Consider the following 20,644-nt stretch of genomic DNA (forward strand, 5'->3'; position numbering starts at 1 on the left):
GAGTTAAATCCTTACATCATCAAATTATTATCACTGAAAGTTTCAGCCAATGAGCCACCGAAACAAAGAACATCAAAATACCGAATGGAAAGAGTCTTGGCATAATGATTATTTTAAATGGGTCTGCGGTTTTGCCAATGCACAGGGTGGTATTTTGTTTATAGGCAGAGATGATGATGGCAATGCCAAACACTTGGTAAATGCCAAAAAACTTTTGGAAGATATTCCCAATCAGGTAAGAGATCTTCTCGGATTGTTGGTAGATGTTAATCTTCGCACAGAAAGAGGAAATGACTATTTAGAGATTGTAGTAGAGCCATACCCTTTTCCTATTAGTTTGAGAGGTAAATACTATTACCGTTCAGGGAGCACATTACAAGAATTGAAAGGAGCTGCTTTGGCTAAATTTTTACTGCAACGACAAGGTAAAAGGTGGGATGGTGTGCCTGTTCCCTATGTTACTGCGGACGACTTGAAAAATGACACCTTTGATTTTTTCCGAAAGAAAGCTGCTAAGAGCAAACGATTGGAGCCTGAAGATTTAGACGGAACAAACCAAGAGTTACTGGAAAGCCTGCAACTTTATTTGGAAGATGAAAAAATGCTCAAACAGGCAGCCGTTCTTCTCTTTCACCCTAAACCGGAGAAATACGTAACGGGTGCTTACATCAAAATAGGTTTTTTTGAGAATGAGGCTGATTTGATATTTCAGGATGAAGTGCGCGGGAATTTGTTTGAGCAAATAGAGCATACGATGAATTTGCTCTTTACCAAATACATTAGGGCTATAATTAGTTATGAGGGGATTTCTCGTGTAGAAACTTACGAATATCCGAGAGAAGCCATCAGAGAAGCGTTGCTTAATGCTGTGGCTCACAAAGATTATTCTGGTGGTATTTCCATTCAGATCAAGGTCTTCAAAGACAGGATTATGATTTGGAATGATGGTCAACTTCCGGAAAACTGGACTATAAGTAATCTACTGGGCTATCACGCATCGAGACCTTACAATCCTGACATAGCCAACACCTTGTTTCGAAGTGGATATATTGAATCTTGGGGAAGGGGCATTTCTAAGATGACTGAAAAATGCTTGGCAGCCGGTCTGCCTAAACCTAAATACTTTTTTGAAGGATCAGATTTTTGGGTTGAGTTTAGAAAGGATATTTACCACGAAGAGTATTTGTTTAGCCTTGGCTTGAATGAGAGGCAGGTTAAGGGAGTGTTATTTACCAAAGAGAAAGGAAAAATCACGAACAGTGATTATCAAGCGTTGAATGATATTGGCAAAACAACTGCTACAGACGAATTATCAAGATTAGTTGAACTTGGCATATTTAAATCACCAACCCTTAAAGGAAGAGGGTCTAAGTATACGCTAGAATAATTGGCCATTAATTGGCCGAATTGGCCGGGGAGTGAGACAATTTGATTGGAACAACCCATATAAGGGAAAAATGGCAAAGGCGCCAAGCCAATCGCTCACATCACAGATCTGGAAAAGGATCATATGACTCACTTTCTGTTTTTATCTGCAAAATGGCACAGGGCGATGCAGATAATTCCGCTGACCAACCGAAAAACACCGCATTTCCTTCACTTTTCCTCCCATTTTCCCAAAAAAATACCCTAGGATCGACTGTTAAGAAAATGTCCGGTGGACATTTTTAGCGAAGAGGCCAGGCAGCGGGCTGGGATGGTATCATTTTTTTCCTTTTCTTGCGTAAGCCTTTTAGTTTTTGAAAACAACCAACCTTCATCTTACTCTTTAGCCCATCTGGAGCAGAGCCAAGCGCCTCCTCTTCAAGGAGGAGGGTGGGAGGAGGTAGGTAGAACAGCCAACTTTTATAGCATCCTTCTGGGCTTAAATCCGGAACCCACTTTATTCTGATCAGATAGTAAAATAATAGCAGAGCCAAGCGCCTCCTCTTTAAGGAGAGGGAGGGGTGAGGTAAGAAAGCAAATTGTCAATGATATTAGGGTGGAATTACAAATCCAATCCAGTCACCACTAGCAATATGATTACGCCGAGATTGGGATATTTAAATGCAGATATTAATTAAACAACTTTTAAACCTCCACTCTTAAAAAAATAGAATATGGGAAAGGCCAAAGAATGGATGATGGAAATGCAAGAGCAAGCAGGTGATCGTCATCTTGCTAAACTTCTTGGAATTTCATATGACGATTTAATGGAATTAGAGTGGCAGATTAGCACAGATGAAAGTAATGAAGGACTTGTTTATTGTTATATAGTAGAATTCTCTGATGATTCTCCATCCAAAATATTAAGTAAGATCGATCGACTAGACGACGACAATAAAGTGTTTCTGGCTCCATGGGAAATGGAGGCTGAATATGACTATATTAATGATCAATTTGATGCAATAACTGAGAGTCGAAATACCTACAAAACCTTTCTTTCCGAAATAGATCAACTTTTAAACCTTAGTCAACTCCAAAATGAAGGAGATGAGTTGAAGAAAATACTTAACAGACAAATTTTCATTGGTCTTATCGGTTGTATGGAAACCTTTCTTTCTGATGTATTTCTAAAGCTTGTATTTGATAACAAAATGTATTTCCGGTCATTTGTAAAGAATCACCCAGAGTTTAAAATTAGGAAATTCGAATTAAGAGAGGTCTTTGATCAGCTAGAACAGCTAGAATTGAATGTTAAAAAAGTTATTCTTGACACGATATTTCATAACCTCCCATCAGTCAGGAGTATGTATATAGCGACCTTTGAAATTGATTTTCCCAGCATTGGAACTATGCAAAAACACGTACTGAAACGCCATGATTTAGTGCACCGGAATGGAAAGACCAAGGACGGCTGTGAACTCATTATCGAGGACTCTAATTTAACAAAGCTGATTGAGGATCTTAAAAATTTTATTAAACCAATTGCCAAAGAGCTAGAAATTGAAGTTTAAAAAAAGATGAACGAAAATAGAGCAATTACATACAGTCTTCTGGCACATATAAGGAATACTGGCACACTTATTCAAGGGCCAATCGACCCGTTCGTACCATTAATCAAAAGATCCCTTTATAAACTTAATTCTAAAGGAATTCTAAGTGGGAAGTCAATAAAGGAAATACATGATGTGTCAAATGAACTATATGGAATAGACTTTCCCTTGCCAGTACTAAAAGTAATCTTACAACAGATCGCTAATGAAGTTAATACTATAGAAGATATTAACTTCCAACTATACAATGATGGTGCATTTTCTTTAAAAAACTTCTTCTTTGAAGAGTTTGAGGAAAATATACAATCAAGCAAACGAGAAGTTGAGAGCCTGGAAAAATTGTATATTGATTTTTTAAAGCTTAATAATTTAGAAGTAAAAGAAAAGTCGACAATTTTAGACTTTATTGATAAAAACAAGATTTCAATATCTAAGTATTTAGCAAACAACCAGCCATTAAATGGTAAGGATTATACAATAGAGGCGCAGTTTGTAGAGTTTTTTAGAAAAATTCCAGATGTTTATGATATAATTAAGAATATCTATCTTGGGTCTATAATATCTAGTTATCTTGAGTGTAAAACCGAAAATAATAATCAGGAAGTTGAATTAGTTTTTGATACTAATTTTATTATTAGTCTAATTGATTTGAATACACCAGAGTCAACTCATTCATGCAATAAACTTATGAATGTTTGTAGGGATTTAGGGTATAAGTTTACTGTTCTTAAGGAAACTATTGAAGAAACAAAATATTTGATTTCAAAAAAAGCAGAGCATTACTCGACTTCAGTGTTATCTAAAAGAATAAATCCAGAGGATATTTATAATGCTTGTGAAAGAAGAAAACTAAGTAGAAATGACTTAGAAAGAATTGTTGATAATATTGAGGATTCACTTTTGCAAAGAGATATCCTTATTTTGCCTAATACAGATAAGTATAGGAACTTAGCAAAATTTAGTAAAGAGTATGAAGGGTATAAAAAATTTCGTTCATCCCATTATGCAGCATTACATGACGCCACAGCACTATACTATGTACGCGATAAAAGGACAAAGAAGATTAAGGAATTTGAAAAAGTTAATTGCTGGTTCGTAAATAACTCTATATCACATGATTCTGAGGATCTTAAAGACTTGAGATCAAACAGCAATGATAGCCAGCCTGAAATTATTAGAGCTGATGAACTTTTGAATATTCTATGGTTAGCCAATCCAAATTTGTCAAAGTCAATTAATTCAAATGAGTTAGTAGAAATAGGCTTGTCTTCCTTAGTGGCTTTTACCTTAAATAGCACTCTGCCTAAAGCAAGTATTATTAAGGAATTGGACGAAAACATCCAAAAATATGGTGGTGATAAAATTACTGATAAAGATGTGTTATTGATTTCATCGAGAATATCACATCGACAACTAACCGATATTTCTGCTTTAAATTCATTAGCGAAGGTAAATGAACAGGAATTTGCAAATAGAATCAAACAAGAAGCGGACAAACAAGCTCAAGAAGAAAACCAGAGAATTCAAAAGCTTGACCAACTATTTAAGAAATTCGAGAAACAGATAAGTAATTTAGACAAAGCAAGGCAAGAACTTAAAGAGAAGAAGGATAAGTTAGAAATTGAAACCAAAATTACCCAACAAACAACAACATCTAAGGATCAACAAATTAATGAACTTCAAGTTAGGCTAGACAAAATTGAACAAGAACGACAGAGAGACATAAAAATTCTACTGATTCGAGACAGAAAATACTATATTAATCAACAGCTAGCAAGATGGAGGCAGAGAACGAATTATGAGTTGATAGGATGGTTGGTTGGGTTTGTATTTAGTATCACTGCATTATTGTGGAATAGCAATTGGAAGATCGACTCAGCTATTATTAAATATAGGAAGCTTGAATCAGATTTTATTGTAGGTAATATAATTGTTGCTCTCATATTTATTTTTACTGCAATTACATTTAAAAAGTGGTACGATAAAAATCATAATTTCTCAAATATTGAGAATTATAAGAAGAGCATAGAATTTCCAGAACATTTGAAAAAGGATGAATAGAAAAAGCCTAGCAACTGGAGTTTAGACGAATAAGTCAGCTACCTTTTCTTAAAAGATATGGAGAGTTGGGGTAATTTCCAGATACTCAAGGAAGTCTGCTTCTGGAAGTAGTTATTACTAACAGTATGGATGATAGTTAGATTTAATCAAATAGGATGAAAGAATCACAACATACAATGTTTGAACATTCAGAAGTTAAAGTCAGACTTCTGAACCTCTATATCAAAAAGTACCTGAACATCCTGAGTAGGTCTCAGGCCTTTGATAGAGTTCAACTCTTTGACTTATTCTGCGGCGAAGGTGTCTATGCAAATGGGGGTGAGGGTAGTCCTATCATTTTTTTGAAGGCCATCAAAGATGTCTATTTCCGAAATCAAAATGAAGGACAAAAGACTATTAAAGTCGATTGTATTTTCAACGATTACAAACTCGAAAAGACTGAAAAAGTCAAATCCATCATTGAAGAAAGAAAACTTCACTATTCATTCCTAGGTGATCTTCGATTCAAAAACATAGATTATGTTCAAGCTTTGCCCCTAGTTGTCAGGCAAATTTCAATTGTGAAAAATTCTAAGTCCTTTGTATTTATTGATCCATATGGCTATAGCGAGGTAAGGGCTTCCCAAATTCATTCAATTCTTGAAACGAAAAAAGCGGAGGTGCTTCTTTTCCTCCCTACTCAGCATATGTTTCGTTTTGAAAAGAGAGGTACGCCTACCGCTCTCCATTCGTTTATTGAAGACATTGTGCCACGTGAAAAATGGCCAAATTCCCATACAGGAATTGATTTTATTGAAAACCTGAAAACAGCCTTTCGGGATTTCTTAGAGAATGAATACTACGTAGATTCCTTTATTATCACCAGAGATAAAAATCAGTTTTTTTGCTTATTCTTCTTCACTAGTCACATCTATGGTTTTGAGAAAATGCTTGATGCCAAATGGGAAATTGACCAGGAGGAAGGACGTGGCTGGAGCTATAAGGACCCTGATCTACCCACACTCTTCAGCCCATCTGCATCTTATAGAGTAAATAAATTAGAAGTATTTCTCCTGTCGTTTTTGAAAGAACCCAGAACAAATGCCGAAATTTATGTGGCTACACTTCACCAAGGATTTAGACCAACTCATGCGGTAGAAGTTTTGAAAGCTTTTGCCACTCAAAACAAAATTATTGTGACATCAAATGACGGGAAGAAAGTCAGAAAAAACTCTTATTACATCAATTATCGCGATTTTTGTGAAAGATCTGATCGAATTTCTATTCAACTAATTTAACCTAATATGGCACAAACATCAATTGAATGGACTGAGCTCACCTGGAATCCGGTGACTGGCTGTACGAAGATCTCCGCAGGATGTAAATTCTGCTATGCCGAGGTGATGACCAAGCGACTGAAGGCCATGGGAGTGGAGAAGTACAAAGATGGCTTTAAGAAAGTCCGAATTCATGAAGAAACGCTGAGCATTCCATATACATGGAAAAAAGCAAAAGTAGTCTTTGTGAACTCCATGTCTGATCTTTTTCACAAAGACGTGCCGCTGGATTTTATTCAGCGTGTGTTCAAAGTGATGAATGAGAATCCACAGCATGTTTTTCAGGTGCTTACTAAGCGGGCTGATCGATTGGCTAAGATCCATGACAAACTTACTTGGTCTCACAATATTTGGATGGGAGTCTCGGTAGAAGATGAACGGGTCATAGACAGAATTGATTTTTTGAGGACTACCAGAGCAAGAGTCAAATTCTTGTCTCTTGAGCCCTTAATAGGTCCACTGCCAAAACTCAATCTCCAAGGTATCGACTGGGTGATCGTAGGAGGTGAGAGCGGACACAAGGCCAGGCCTATGGATCCTGATTGGGTATTGGATATTCAGGAACAATGCGAGAAATCAAAAGTGGCATTCTTCTTTAAACAATGGGGAGGTAAAAACAAGAAGAAGGCTGGAAGAGAGCTTAATGGTCAGACTTATGATGAGATGCCTGAGGTGGAATTGGAAAGGTTTATTTAGTATAGAACTCTATTTCTTTTGGCTTTGACTTTTAAAGTAATTAGTGCAAACTCTGAATATAAAACTAAACCTTATAAATGGATAATATACCCTCGTCAATAAAAGTTTTTATTTCATACAGTCAAACTAACCCTGATCATCAAGATTGGACTATTCGTCTTGCAAATAGACTCGTTTCTGATGGGGTAGATGTGAAATTAGACAAATGGGATTTGAAACCGGGCCATGACCTACATAAGTTTATGGAAACGATGGTTTCGGACTTGGAAATTCAAAAAGTCCTTATAGTATGCGATAAAACATACGTTGAAAAAGCAAATGAAAGGAAGGGAGGTGTAGGAACAGAAACCGCAATCATTACCCCAGGTATATATAAAAAAAGTGATCAAGAGAAATTTATTCCAATTGTCGCTGAGAAAGATGATGATGGAAACGCTATCCTACCTATATATCTTGAAAGCAGGCTGTACTTTGATCTCTCTGATGAAAGTACTTTTGAAATGAATTATGAAGAACTTTTAAGGAATCTTTTTCAAAGACCTTCAATTTCAAAACCAGCTTTAGGTCGTCCTCCTAAGTATTTATTTGATGAGGCTGTTAATACCTATAAAACTTCAATAGCGTTAAAAAGATTGGAATACCAATTAGATCGCCATCCAGAAAGACTTAACGGATTTATTCAGGAATTTCTGGACAGTGTTTTTGAGGAAATAAGTCAATTGGAAATTTCAAGAGAAGGCAATTTAATGTCAGATGCAGGGAAAGCTCTTGTCTCCTTTGTAAATAAGTATACACCGATAAGGAATGATTTTATTTTATTTTTTCAGAAAGTCATTCGTTCAGAAATAAAGTTTGAATTTGATTTAATAGTTTCTTTTTTTGAGAAGATGACACTCCTTTTGAACAATAAAGGAAGTGGGTCTCATTATGCGTATCAATATGAGGGATTTTTAATAGCAATTCATGAGTTTTTTCTATACATGGTAGCATTGAGTTTGAAATATAGATCATATGACCTGTTAGAGAATTTATTTTCTTCATTATACTTTACAAAGGATAGAGAGAATTACAATAATGAAGGAAAATATTTTACCTATTTTCTTTCTAAATCAAATGAAGATTTAGCTCAATATTATCAGCATGCTGAACAGCAAAGCTATCCTTCCCCACTTGGTCATTTATTTACTTCAAGGATAACTAAGGAAGTGTCTAAACAAGAGTTGGTTGAAGCTGATCTTTTATGTCACTATGTAGCAGAATTAAATTCAAAGTACTGGTTTCCATGTCTCTACATATATTTTGACCAAGCTAGGTATAGAGAAGTAGGTAAAATTGAAATTCTGTATCGAATGATTTCAAGTAGGCACTTTGAGAAGGTGAAGAATCTCTTTGGTTTTGATAATGTGGAAGGATTTAAGAAGAAATTAAATGAAATGAAATCTGACCCAAATGCGTCTCGACAGTATGGCATTCCAGGTAGATGGGATAGGATTTTAGCTATTTATCAGGTTATCGATCCTGAAAAAATTGGAGTTGAAAAGTAAATTCTCAAAAGAATAATGATTTAATTTTTTAGTACCAAAGCAAAACAGAATTGAGATCTCAATTATTTTCAAAGTGGAGTATAAAGAAATTCATAGTTTTCGAATTCATTTTATTCGGAACTTTATATGTTTTTCAATATCCAATTTCTAATTTAGTTAATTGGATAATTGTTGATAAAGTTCTCTCTAAGATTCCTTCGGGTTATTTTACTGATTCTTATTTTCTTGTTACTTCTGGATTGCTAGGGTATTTTCTTTATCGAAAGTCAGAGATTACTTTTCAAATAAGTCTTTTTAAAATTATACTTCCAATTTTACTTGCTTTTAGGTTTAGTGATATTTGGGTGATTACTTGCTTGAAGATTCTTCCTTTTATTGGGTACATAGATGTTTTTGTTTTGACTTATTTTGTGTCTTTAATTTGCTCTATCTATAATTTTCTTATTTCAAAGAAACCTAATAAGAAAATTTACGAAATTCAAACTTCTGGATTTATAGGTGATGATCCTATACTTTACGAAGCGGATGATTTTTATAATAGAAAAGTTACAGCTAATAGGATCGCTGACTTGATCGTACGTTCTTCTACTAACTCTTCGTTTGCAATTAGTGTCAATGGACCATATGGAAGTGGGAAGACTTCCTTTATAAACTTAATATCTAATGGATTAAATAAATACGGTAATGATGATCTAATCATTAAAATTCAATTCGATCCATGGTCTTTTGATAACAAGGCAGATCTTGCGGGAATCTTTCTCGAACAATTAATCGAAAAGTTGGCTGAAGTAGAACCTACGTTGTCCGCTGTTTTGTTATCCTATTTAAAAAAAATTACAAAATTAGAGCCTGGAATGACTTCTCTGGTAGGAAGGATGCATCTTTTTTCTCATTTTATTTTTGGTCAAGCGATTAATGAGAGGGAGAGGATAGAATTAATTTTACAGAAGCTTGACCGTAAAATAATCGTGTTTATTGATGATTTGGATCGTCTTCAACCATTAGAAGTATGGGATATATTTAGAATTATTCGTAATACAGTCAATTTTTCTAAATTTTATTATGTGGTAGCTTTTGACAGAGAATATGCTATTACTTCATTAGAAAAGATAAATCTTAGTTATAAGGATGTTTATTTGGAAAAAATCTTCCAACTTGAAGTTCCACTTCCTAAAATTGAAATTGATAAAGTCTACGATGTTTTAAAAGATCGATTGAAATTAATTTTGGATGATTCAGACTATAATGAACTTGACCATGATATTTTACCTCATTATTTTGAACTAGAATATGAACAGTCACTTCAAGGTATATTTGAAAATGCGAGAGGAGTTACTCGATTTGTTAATTCATTGATTATTTCTTACCCCCTTATTAAAGATGAAATCGTTTTTAAGGAATTCTTTTTTCTTGAATTGTTAAAGTTTAAATATCCGGGTGTATATGATGCTTTATATGAGCATAAAGAGCTTTTCCTGATAAAAAAGCAAGTCGCTGCTGCATATAAAGAAAGACTTTTTTTAAAGATTAGTATTAATGAAGAGGGTAGTCATGTAGCTTTTACTCAGGTTTTGAAAACGGCATGTGGCAGCGATTTTTCTAATTCTGATGCCTTTCTAATTTTCAATTTGTTTTCACATTTATTTTCTGGGCCTTTCAGCTCTAAACAGAAGGGAGAAAATTCAGTTACTAATCCTGCTGCTTTTGGGATTTATTTCAAATATTTTTTAGGTAAAATGGATCTCTCCGAACGGCAATTTAAGTTTGCCTTGAAGGGGGGTATTAAACAATTGGGCACCTTTGTAAAGGATTCCTATAATCGTGGACTAGGGGAAAAGCTTATTAAAAGATTTTTAATAGTTGATAGATTTTCGTCTAAACAGGAATTCGAGAATTATCTGAATATTTTATTTCAATTAGCATCACGTTATACAGAGGATGAAGGTGTTACGGCGTTTCCGTATCAAATTCTTATTGATAAATTATCTGACTATCCAGGTGATTTAAAGAAATTGTATGCCAATTATTCTACTAAATATCAAAAATTTATAAAAGGATTGTTTAGTAATTATGAAAATTCGCTTTTCTTCTTGAATCAATTAATTTTTGAAATAAAGAGAAATAGAAAAATTGAAGATTATGGGACAATAAGAGAGTTTTCCCAAATACAGGTGGGGTACTTTAAAGAACTAGTTAATTCTAATCATGGCTTAAGTGAAAAAGTAGTTTGGATGTTTTGGGGAATTAGGGAATTCAATAAAGATGATGGTAAGGCAAATGATGATGATTTTGGCTATTTGGTAGATGACTCTATTGCCATATTGAAAAGAGCATTATTTATATGTGATCTTTCCGCCTTTTTGAAATCAATTATTCAGAATTCAATGCATGATGAAAATAAGTACTCAATATCTAATATGGTGTTTGAACAAATTTTTATAGACAAAGAAGAACTTTTAGGAATCGTTAGAGCTTCTGAAAATACCTCTGAAAGTACGAAATCTGAATTTGTGGATTTTTACAGAAAGTTAGAAAATGCAGGGTTCTCACCTGTTGAGTTTAATTTTGAAAGTTTAGTTAATAAAGGTATAACTTCTATTTGATATTGTTAAGGCATTATGCCCCCCCAAAAAACCTGTTAAAGGTATTAAAAACGATAATTGACTTCAATATACATTCAATGCTAAAATCTCATATGGCTGCAATTGAAAATAATTTATTTTCAATTGCTCAAATTCCTGCAAATTCTGGACATACACTTCATAGGGGTACTCCACGTGAGACATTCATAAAAGAATTTCTAGAAGGTCACTTAAGCGCAAACGTTGCAATTGGAACAGGGGAAATAATAGATTCAAATTCCCAACCTCGTGAGCCAAGGAATCAATTTGATATTGTTATTTATAAGAAAAATTATCCAAAGTTAGATTTCGGAGGTGGGATATCTGGTTTTTTAGCGGAATCAGTAATTGCTACAATTGAAGTCAAATCCATTTTAATTAGTAATGCAATTAATCAATCGTTAGAAGCAGCTCATAATGCTAAATTACTGATTCCGAATGTAGAAAGATCATTCCAAGCTGGGTGGGTACCTCCTAAGATTCTGAATTATATTGTTGCATACAATGGCCCTGCACAAATTAACACCGTACATGGATGGATATTAAATAGCCATCGTAAATTTGGAGTTTCCTTTCCAAGTTGGACTCAAAAAAACAGATTAAAAACACCGGGTACAGCATTAGACGGTGTCTTTATTCTTAATAAAGGTTTTATTGTGCTAGATAACACTCCATTAACCTTAAGAAGGCAAAATGAACCGGCTAGAGGTATTTATACCATGTCGGATTGCTTAAATGGTAGTATTTTGATGTTATTTTTAATGTTACAACAAGCTTGTGATAATATAGATGGAGCTTGGCTAAATGCTACCCCATATCTAAGAAATGCTCCATTTCGAAATGTAAATTTTGTTTAAAATACTTGTTATAAATAGAAAAAGATAATCAGTATAGAGAAAGGTAAATCCGGCAAATATCATTCCATGGTCATCAGGAGTTGAGCACCGGACTAACCCGGCAAATGGACTTTGCTTAAATGTACTTCAAGATGAAGCTTTTGACAGAGGGCTAATGATTACTCCTGATTATCAAATTAAGTTTTCGGATAAGTTACTTGATAAGATTAAGAAAAGTGAATTTAACGATTTCATTACTCCAATATAAATAAAAAAATATACTTCCCCGGAAATTTCATCCGCATATGGAGTTTTTGGAATATTATAATCATAATGTTTTTCTTTTTTAGGAAGCAGACTTTGTAATTAAAAGATATTGATATTTGAAATTTCACCAATTGATTAAAACGGTTCTACCACGAATTTAATGGAAGACAGACCCAAACAAGTACGAGCAACAGTAGATACTTTAAAAGGAATGCTATTATTTGAGCCTTTAAACGGGATTAACTCGATAGCATTCCTTATTTATACCAACTAGGATTTGTGTTTTCCACTAACTTAAGGGTAGAACCATTAAAACTATTCGTAATAACCTGAATGTGGATTCATAACTCGCTCAATACCTTCATTTTTCAAACCTATTTGAATCGCATTGTGAATTCGAAGAAAGCTAGGGATTTTAAGTAAGCCTTTTCTTCCTGTTACTAAAGTAATTCTACATTCTTCTAAAAGAACATCTGTAGGGCGGTTAAATGGAAATTGTCTATTGTTCCAACTAGGATTAATTGTTTTTAATTCTTTTTGACGTCTATTTAAAGTACTCGAAATCATACAAAGTAACCATTTATCAAGATTTTGAAGTTGTTCAATGTCATTGATTAAAGGATAGAAGCTCATGATTCCCTTAAATCTTAGTACTTTAAATGTGCCATTAATATATTTTTTTAAAGATGACTCAGTTAAATTTCCATATAAATATCTTCTAATCTCCATTATAGCACTTAAGAAATTCTTATCAATTCCGTTTTCAGGAAAATTTCGAGAATGGACTTCAGAGGGCTTGAGCGGTTGAAGGAGATTCTTATATAAGAGGTAAGTGATTTGCTTTTTTATTTTAGTGATTGATCTGTCTTTAATACTGATTTTATCTGTTGAGATCTTATAACCTAAGAATTCGACAAATTCCTTTGTATTTAAAAATTCAGAGCTAATATTTTTGCTTTGAAGTAAAGAAATGCCATCTGACTTATTGTAGTTAATAGCTATTCCTGCCTCAATAGCAAAATTGTTTATAACTTCGAATGCTGTTGATATTTTTGAATATTCTTTTGACCAAATTATAGTGTCATCAGCATATCTTGCGAATCGAACGCCTAGATCTTCCAATGCACGATCAAGTTTCCAGCATACCACATTAGCTAAAAAAAGAGAAATTGATGTTCCTAATGGGATTCCTTTATCTCGATCAGACAAGAATGCCTTTATTATTTTCATATCCATTTCACTCCACAAAAATGCATTTTCATCTAATTGAGTATATAAGTATTTATGATTTATAGAACCAAAGAAATCACTAAAATCAAACTCTGCAACAAAAATTCGTGGTACTTGCTTTAATTCATTCGCAATATCCTGTATGGCATAGTGTATATTTCGATCGTTTCTGTAAGCATATGTCAACGAACTGAATCTGTGTTTGTTTTTGCTTAATAAGTTATGGTAAAACCGATCTGATACTGCGGAATCTTGAATTTGATATATACTTATTAATCTTTTACCGCCATTAGGTTTGGGAATTTCCTTAGTTATGGGTTTGTTTGGAACGTACGTGCCTTTTAAAATTTTTTGGCTCACTGCTTTTGCTATCTGTTTTTTTCGTTTATAAACATAAAATGGATTATACTTTTTGTCTTTTTTCCACTCTAGAGGAATCCTCACATCTTTAGAAGTAGGTACTATATAATTCTTGTTTTTTCGGGCAATTGACAAATGAATAAAATTGTGATAAGAATTATATTTTTCACATAATTCTTTTGCTTGCTTTTCTATGTCCTTAAGAAGAAATTTTTCCATAATTAATAAAACAAAATTGCCCTGCCGAAGCAAGGCAAATCCACGGAATACACAATTAAAAGTAAGCTCTTAATTAATAGTCATTTTTAAGTAAAACAACCATACCTTGCTCAAATGATTTTCAAATGGGCTGTAGTGCAATCCGTTAGCTCCATAAGAGCAGATTAGTAATAACAATTTAATTGAAAATATCTAGTGTTTTTCAAAATCTTCTAAATTTTAATACCTAATGAGCGTAGTTTGAGGAACCTTTCATATATCTTCTATCAGCGGGTCAATTTGTTTTAGCTAGTTGATTATCAGTCATTATTGTTATAAGTGCTTATGAAGCCACTATTGCTATTACTTCTTTCCCCAACATTATTGTGATTGACTAATGCGCTTTCAGTAAAGAAAAATTCTGCAGGAATTTCAAAGAATTTACTAAGCTTAACCGCATTTTCGATTGTTAACCTCTTTTTACCATCTATTGTTGCCACAAGATCTTCCTTAGGAATATGAGAACCTTTTGCAACCTCAGAAAGGTCTAGATTTTTATCTAATAGAAGAGTATTAATTATAATTCCAGCACTTGTCATTTTATTTCGATATAAGGTTGTCAATTTTACTTTTTAAAATTTCAATCATCTCTTTTAATAAGGAGATTTGAGATTCCTTTTCTTTTAATTGCAGGTCTTTTTCCAAGAGCAATCTTTCATAGAACGCATCAGCACTTTTCTCATTAATATAAGTATTAATGTAACCACTGTTGCTATTACTTTTTGGGCCAGTATTATTGAAATTTATCACAGGAAGGTCCTCTGCCAAGAAATAGTCTGGTTTCACTTGGTAGAGGTCGGCTAGTTGTTGAATTCGATCTACCGTTAATTTGGACTTTCCAGATTCCAAACTTGAATAGGTTTTTTGGTTAATGTTCAGAACATTCGCCACATATTCTTGGGAGTATTCGTTGGATTCTCTGAGTATTCGCATTATTCTCTGTGGTTGTTCCATATTAGGCGTCTATAGAGTGAATTAGGTCAAATACCTCTTGTTTACAGTTTTAAAACCCCTTTCGAGAGAATTGATATTCCAATATTTGTTCATAGCTGAAACTTAGTTCAATATAGCAAACATTCTGCTTACAGAGCGTATAAATCAGGATTTTCATCAAGAAAAGTTAGACAGTAAATGTCCCAAACCAGTCACATACGTAAATATAGTTGGATTTTCTTTCAGAGGAATCACTTAGGTGTGCTTAGTTTTCAAGAGGATAAAGCTTGCTCTCTACCTATTAATCTATTCCCAGTGGAACAGGGCATTATCGCATCAGATCGCCTGTATCCCCTGAAGCCCAAGAATCCGATCTGAGATAGGATTACTTTTAAGACCGATTAAGGGGAGGTGCACATCCCTGAGCAGATCGGTTACTGCATACGCACGTCAGCAAGCTATGGATAGCTGGTAGAGCTGACACATTACATCTTATTATTAATTAATGCTGGTTGGTCGGATAGACTGAGGTGGGATTCTTGTGTCTAGATAGTATCAAGTATCAGGTAGCTAGTATCAAGAGGGTAGAAGAGCCAAGAGGCAAGAAGCTAGAGTCAAGAGTCATGAATCAAGCGTTCGTGATAGTGCTTTCAGCTTTGAGCTTTGATCTCTCGCACTTCCCTTCTGAACACTGAGACTGCCTATTGGGACTGAGATTTCTCCTCGTACCTCGTCGAAATGACCTGAAGACTGCGACTGCCTACTGACCACTTTCTTCGGTCTTCGGTCTTCCAGCTTAAAACAAAAAGCACATGAAATGCCTGAAGCAGGATAGCTATGTCTAATTCTATCTCAGTTGAAGGCATTCCATGAGGCCATTAAAAAACAATTATAAATCTCATGAAAAAAAACATACTCATCTGCTTAGTGGGACTGCTATGTCTTCCCACAAGCACACTAACGGCACAAGTTGCTGATTCACCCGGGGCGGATTTTCTTCATAGGTCGCAGCCCCACGTCTCCCCTGAACAAGGAGGCACCCATCGGGGCGGGGTCACCCGCTCCGATACTTTGTCCATTGGCGACCAGATGCCTGAGGGGATCGAGTTCTCGGATGTATTGCAGTACGATTCGGATAAACTCAAACTGGAGGACTTTGAAGGGAAGTACCTGGTGTTTCAGTTCTGGGCTACCTGGTGTACGGCCAGTTCTGGCTTTCTCCCCGAGCTGGATAAGCTGCAGCGGCAATTTGAGGATAGCTTACAGATTCTCCCGATTACTTACCAGCCAAGAGAGGAAGTAATTGAGTCCATGAAGCTGCGCCCTGTACTGCAGCAGTTGGGTTTCCCGCTGATCGTAGCGGATAATAGGCTCAGAAAAATATTTCCACATGTCACCTTTCCGCACTTGGTGATTATAGATCCACATGGCGAAGTGGTGGCCATCACCGGGGCACAAGATTTCACCGCAGAGCATATCAGTGAACTGCTTGCAGACGGCACCGCTGATTTCCGTACCAAGGTGGACCAGCAGGTTTCGCTGGATATGGATGAAAGACTGATCAGCGGAAACAGCCATATCCCCAATAAAAACATCCGCTACCAATCTGCCCTCACCTCCTATATACCAGGGGTGCCCGGTTCCACCTTGGATTCCCGGGAGGATGGTGCCCATATCCTGATGGTAAACTCCCCCCTTATCAAGCTTTACCGACAAGCATACACGGGCAGGGATCTGGCCAATTTCTTTTCCAGCAACAGGATCATTGCCGAAGGTTTTGATGAAGAGGAGCTCGACAGCAGAAAATCCGGACTGGACTATATCGCCTGGATGGAGAAGGGGGATAAGGTATTTGGCTATGAACTCATCGCTCCGCCGGGAGTGGATCAATACGCGCTCATGCGCCAGGATCTGAAGCGCTACTTCCCCCATATCAAAGCGGAGGTGCAGCCAAGGAAAAGGACAGTGCTCGCCCTTGTGCAGCAGGAAGGATTTCGCTACCCGCCCTCGGAAGCGGATAAAAAACACTACCGGGTAAGGCCATATGAAGCCGACCTTCAAAAGTCCTTGCTTACCGGGCTGATCTACCAGATGAACCTCTACTTTCTCCAGCGCTCGCCTTATCCGCTGATTGATAAGACTGGCATAGAATATCCCATCGATATCCGGCTGGAGGGCAATTTCTCCAAGGTGGAAGAACTTACTGCCGCTTTCCGCAAAGTCGGACTTGATCTGGTGCGGCGGGAGGAGGAGATTCCTGTTTTGATTCTTACTAAAATTAATCCCACACACTGATGCAAAGAACTATACTACTATTACTGGTCCTCCTAGGGATGGGGGTGCAGCAGATAAAGGCACAGACCCGTTTGGAAGTGTCGGGCAAGGTACTCGATTCAGAATCCGATTTGGGGCTGCCCGGGGTGGCGGTGCGGGTAGCCGGAAAGACAAATGGAATCGTAACGGACAATGAAGGAGAATTCAGGTTGCAGCTTGATCCCGGAGATTATACGCTAGAGTTTAGTTTTATGGGGTATGGTAAGACATCGGTGGATATCCGTGTTCCTGTCTCAGACCCACTGGTGGTCCGCATGGCTCCGGCAGACCTGGAGCTGGGGGAAGTAGAGATCCTGGCAACAGGCTATCAGGAAATCCCGAGATCCAGGGCATCGGGTTCCTTTGTACAGGTGGATCAGGAGCTGGTGGAGCGTAGGGTGAGTTCCAATATTCTGGACAGGCTGGAGGATGTGACCCCGGGTTTGGTCTTCAACCGCACGGGGGATTCGGCAAGGGATCCTATTTCCATCCGTGGGAGAAGCACACTGGGCAGGTTCAACCAGCCGCTGATTGTGATCGACAACTTTCCCTTTGACGGAAGTCTGGAAGACATCAACCCCAATGATGTGGCGTCCATCACCGTTCTGAAAGATGCGGCTGCCGCTTCTATCTGGGGTGCACAGGCAGGAAATGGCGTGATCGTGATCACCACCAAATCCGGGAGAACCCAAGAGCCCATGCGGGTGAGCCTGATGGCCAACACCAACTGGATCGAGCCCACTGATCCTTTTCTTGCCCCTAACCTTTCAGTAAATGATTACATCGATGTGGAAACCCAGCTTTTTGAAAGCGGTTTTTACAACAGTACGTTGACCAATGCCAACCGTCCGGTGGTGACTCCGGTAGTGGAGACGCTTTTTATGGAAAGGGAGGGGATGATCTCAGAGCAGGAAGCACAAAGCAGACTGGCGCAGTTTAGAAGCTATGATCAGAGAAATGACCTGGAGCGCTATCTATACCAGCCCCAGCTGAACCAGCAGTACAGCCTGGGTATTTCCGGAGGGAGTAAGATCCACGGATACCGTGTGGGACTGGGCTATGACCGAAACAGGGAAGAAATTCAGGGCAATTCAAATCAGCGGATTACGCTGGACCTGAAAAACAACTTTTCCCTCCTCGATGATAAGCTCACGGTGGATCTTGGCTTTTACGGTACGAGAGCGACCAGAGAGGATGCACAGCTGAGTCCAAGTGACCTGGTTTTTTCTTCCACCACAGCGATGTATCCCTATGCCAGACTGGCTGATGAAGCAGGAAATCCGCTGGAAGTTTACCGGGAGTACAATTCCATTTTCAAACGGGAGGCCGAAACCGGGGGATTATTGGATTGGGCTTTTAGGCCTTTGGAGGAGTATGGAAAAAGTGTGGCTGAGTCCGCCCGAAATGACTGGAGGATCAATCTGGCAAGCAAGTACAAGCTGAGCAATGCGCTGGGAATTTCGGCCTTGTATCAGTATTGGGAAAATCAGGGCTTTAACAAAACACTCAATACGGAAGACAGCTACTTTGCCCGTAACCTGATCAATTTATATACCCAGGCGGATGAAGGAGGAAACCTAGCCTATGTCATTCCCAATGGGGCTATTTATGATGTACGGAAAAGCAAGTCGCAGAGTCATTCGGCCAGAATGCTATTGGATTATCATGAAAATCTGGGAGTGGATTTTGAAGTAGATGGTCTCCTTGGCGCGGAACTGAAGTCCCTTCATGCGATGAACTTTTCCAACCGCTACTACGGCTATAATCCCGAGCTGTCCGCAGTTCAGCCTGTTGATTATATCAATCCTTTCCCCCGCTACACCAATCCAAGAAGCACCGCCAGAGTGCCGTATGTGGACAATATATCAGAACTGACGGATCGCTTTTATGCCGCCTTTGCCAATGCGTCGGTAACGTACCGGGACAGGTATCTGCTGACGGCAAGTGTGAGAAGGGATGCCTCGAATTTATTTGGGGTACGGACCAATCAGCGTGCAGTGCCCTTGTGGTCTGCCGGGGCAGGATGGACGCTGTCTGAAGAGGATTTTTACAGCTGGGATAAACTTGCATACCTGAAGCTGAGATTCAGTTACGGATACAATGGCAATGTGGACAGAAGCCTCACAGCATTTACCACGGCACAGTTGATTTCCTTCAACTCGTTTATCCCTGCCAGCTATGCGTTGATCAGGAATGCTCCCAATGCAGATCTGCGCTGGGAAAGAATCAAGATCTCCAACCTTGGGATGGATTTTGAGTCCAAGGGAGGCCGGATAGCAGGAAGTCTGGAATTGTATAAAAAGGAAGGACTTGATCTGATCGGGGAGTCGCCTTACGCTCCTTCATCGGGGATCACTACGTTTCGGGGAAACAACGCATCCACCCGGACGCTGGGGTATGATCTCACGCTGAGTACCAAAAATATCCAGAGACAGTTCGCTTGGTCCACGACCTTTTTGATCTCCGGATTGAAAGAAGAAGTGACCCGCTATGAATCCGAGGTGTCTATAAACAACCTGATCAATTACAGTATGGCAGGAAGGGGTGGGGAATATTACCCAATAGAAGGAAGGCCTCTATTCGGGGTTTACAGCCTGGAATGGGCCGGGCTCAATCCAGAAAACGGCAATCCATTGGGGATGCTGGACGGACAGCCCAGTGAGGACTACAGGGAGCTGATCAACTCGGCGGATTTGGAGAGCATAATCTACCATGGCCCGGCCAGGCCTACCTCCTTTGGAGCGATCAGAAATGATTTTGCATGGAAGGGATTCAGTCTTTCGGTGAATATCAGTTACAGGTTTGGCTATTTCTTCCGAAGGGAATCCGTGCAATACGATCCTATTTTACTGGGCAGGGGTGGTCACAGTGATTTTGCCTTGAGGTGGAGAAATCCAGGTGATGAGCTCACTACCCAAATACCTGCTATGCCGTCGGCAAGAGATTCTTTCCGGGATCAATTTTATAGAAACAATTCATCTCTGGTGGAGAAGGGTGATCATATCCGGCTCCAGGATATCCGGTTGGGCTATCAGTTTGGCAAGTCACGGGGATTTCTTTCCGGTATACGAAATGCGGGGCTATTCCTTTATGCCAATAATCTGGGAATGATCTGGAAGGCTACCGAAAGCGGGTTGGATCCTGATTTCGGTTTTGCCAAACCCCTGAGAAGTATTGCGGCAGGACTTCAATTTGATTTCTAACTATAAACTGGAATAAAGGGAAAAGGCCATA

Annotated in this window: 13 protein-coding genes; 10 read left to right on the forward strand and 3 right to left on the reverse strand. The window is 37.8% G+C overall.

Annotated features, from left to right (window positions below; translation table 11 throughout):
- Positions 1–49: 49 nt before the first annotated feature.
- The 8 genes from LZF95_RS08510 to LZF95_RS08545 all read left to right on the forward strand — a co-directional run bounded on the left by LZF95_RS08510 (position 50) and on the right by LZF95_RS08545 (position 12,070).
- Positions 50–1,387 (forward strand): ATP-binding protein, encoded by a 1,338-nt coding sequence (locus LZF95_RS08510; protein ID WP_233754559.1) that lies wholly within the window; start codon positions 50–52, stop codon positions 1,385–1,387.
- A 712-nt stretch (positions 1,388–2,099) separates the two neighbouring features.
- Complete coding sequence (locus LZF95_RS08515) at positions 2,100–2,936, forward strand: hypothetical protein (protein WP_233754560.1); 837 nt, start codon at positions 2,100–2,102, stop codon at positions 2,934–2,936.
- A 6-nt stretch (positions 2,937–2,942) separates the two neighbouring features.
- Positions 2,943–5,036, forward strand: coding sequence for a hypothetical protein (locus LZF95_RS08520; protein ID WP_233754561.1), 2,094 nt, complete (start codon positions 2,943–2,945; stop codon positions 5,034–5,036).
- Positions 5,037–5,191: 155 nt separating this feature from the next.
- Positions 5,192–6,313 (forward strand): three-Cys-motif partner protein TcmP, encoded by a 1,122-nt coding sequence (gene tcmP, locus LZF95_RS08525; RefSeq protein WP_233754562.1) that lies wholly within the window; start codon positions 5,192–5,194, stop codon positions 6,311–6,313.
- A 6-nt stretch (positions 6,314–6,319) separates the two neighbouring features.
- Positions 6,320–7,048 (forward strand): DUF5131 family protein, encoded by a 729-nt coding sequence (locus LZF95_RS08530; RefSeq protein ID WP_233754563.1) that lies wholly within the window; start codon positions 6,320–6,322, stop codon positions 7,046–7,048.
- A 77-nt stretch (positions 7,049–7,125) separates the two neighbouring features.
- Complete coding sequence (locus LZF95_RS08535) at positions 7,126–8,592, forward strand: toll/interleukin-1 receptor domain-containing protein (RefSeq protein ID WP_233754564.1); 1,467 nt, start codon at positions 7,126–7,128, stop codon at positions 8,590–8,592.
- Between the two features lie 50 nt (positions 8,593–8,642).
- Positions 8,643–11,195 carry a P-loop NTPase fold protein gene (locus LZF95_RS08540; RefSeq protein ID WP_233754565.1) on the forward strand — a complete coding sequence of 851 codons (2,553 nt, stop codon included), beginning with the start codon at positions 8,643–8,645 and terminating at the stop codon, positions 11,193–11,195.
- A 92-nt stretch (positions 11,196–11,287) separates the two neighbouring features.
- Entirely contained in the window at positions 11,288–12,070 is a 783-nt protein-coding gene (locus tag LZF95_RS08545; RefSeq protein ID WP_233754566.1) for a DUF6602 domain-containing protein, read from the forward strand.
- A gap of 561 nt (positions 12,071–12,631) precedes the next feature.
- Here the strand turns inward: LZF95_RS08545 and LZF95_RS08550 are convergent.
- From LZF95_RS08550 to LZF95_RS08560, 3 genes are all read right to left on the reverse strand, one after another.
- Positions 12,632–14,125 (reverse strand): reverse transcriptase domain-containing protein, encoded by a 1,494-nt coding sequence (locus LZF95_RS08550; protein ID WP_233754567.1) that lies wholly within the window; start codon positions 14,123–14,125, stop codon positions 12,632–12,634.
- 299 nt (positions 14,126–14,424) lie between these two features.
- Positions 14,425–14,703, reverse strand: coding sequence for a hypothetical protein (locus tag LZF95_RS08555; RefSeq protein WP_233754568.1), 279 nt, complete (start codon positions 14,701–14,703; stop codon positions 14,425–14,427).
- Between the two features lies 1 nt (position 14,704).
- The gene (locus LZF95_RS08560; protein ID WP_233754569.1) at positions 14,705–15,118 is read right to left on the reverse strand and encodes a helix-turn-helix domain-containing protein; all 414 of its coding nucleotides are present in this window, start codon (positions 15,116–15,118) and stop codon (positions 14,705–14,707) included.
- 879 nt (positions 15,119–15,997) lie between these two features.
- Between LZF95_RS08560 and LZF95_RS08565 the strand changes: the two genes are divergently transcribed.
- Together LZF95_RS08565 and LZF95_RS08570 are read left to right on the forward strand one after the other, a co-directional pair.
- Positions 15,998–17,392, forward strand: a complete 1,395-nt coding sequence (locus LZF95_RS08565) for a TlpA disulfide reductase family protein (RefSeq protein WP_233754570.1) — start codon at positions 15,998–16,000, stop codon at positions 17,390–17,392.
- Positions 17,392–20,613 carry a SusC/RagA family TonB-linked outer membrane protein gene (locus tag LZF95_RS08570; RefSeq protein WP_233754571.1) on the forward strand — a complete coding sequence of 1,074 codons (3,222 nt, stop codon included), beginning with the start codon at positions 17,392–17,394 and terminating at the stop codon, positions 20,611–20,613. The genes LZF95_RS08565 and LZF95_RS08570 overlap by 1 nt, the downstream gene beginning before the upstream one ends.
- Positions 20,614–20,644 lie beyond the last annotated feature (31 nt).

This window comes from Algoriphagus sp. AGSA1 (assembly GCF_021390545.1).
Taxonomy (GTDB): domain Bacteria; phylum Bacteroidota; class Bacteroidia; order Cytophagales; family Cyclobacteriaceae; genus Algoriphagus.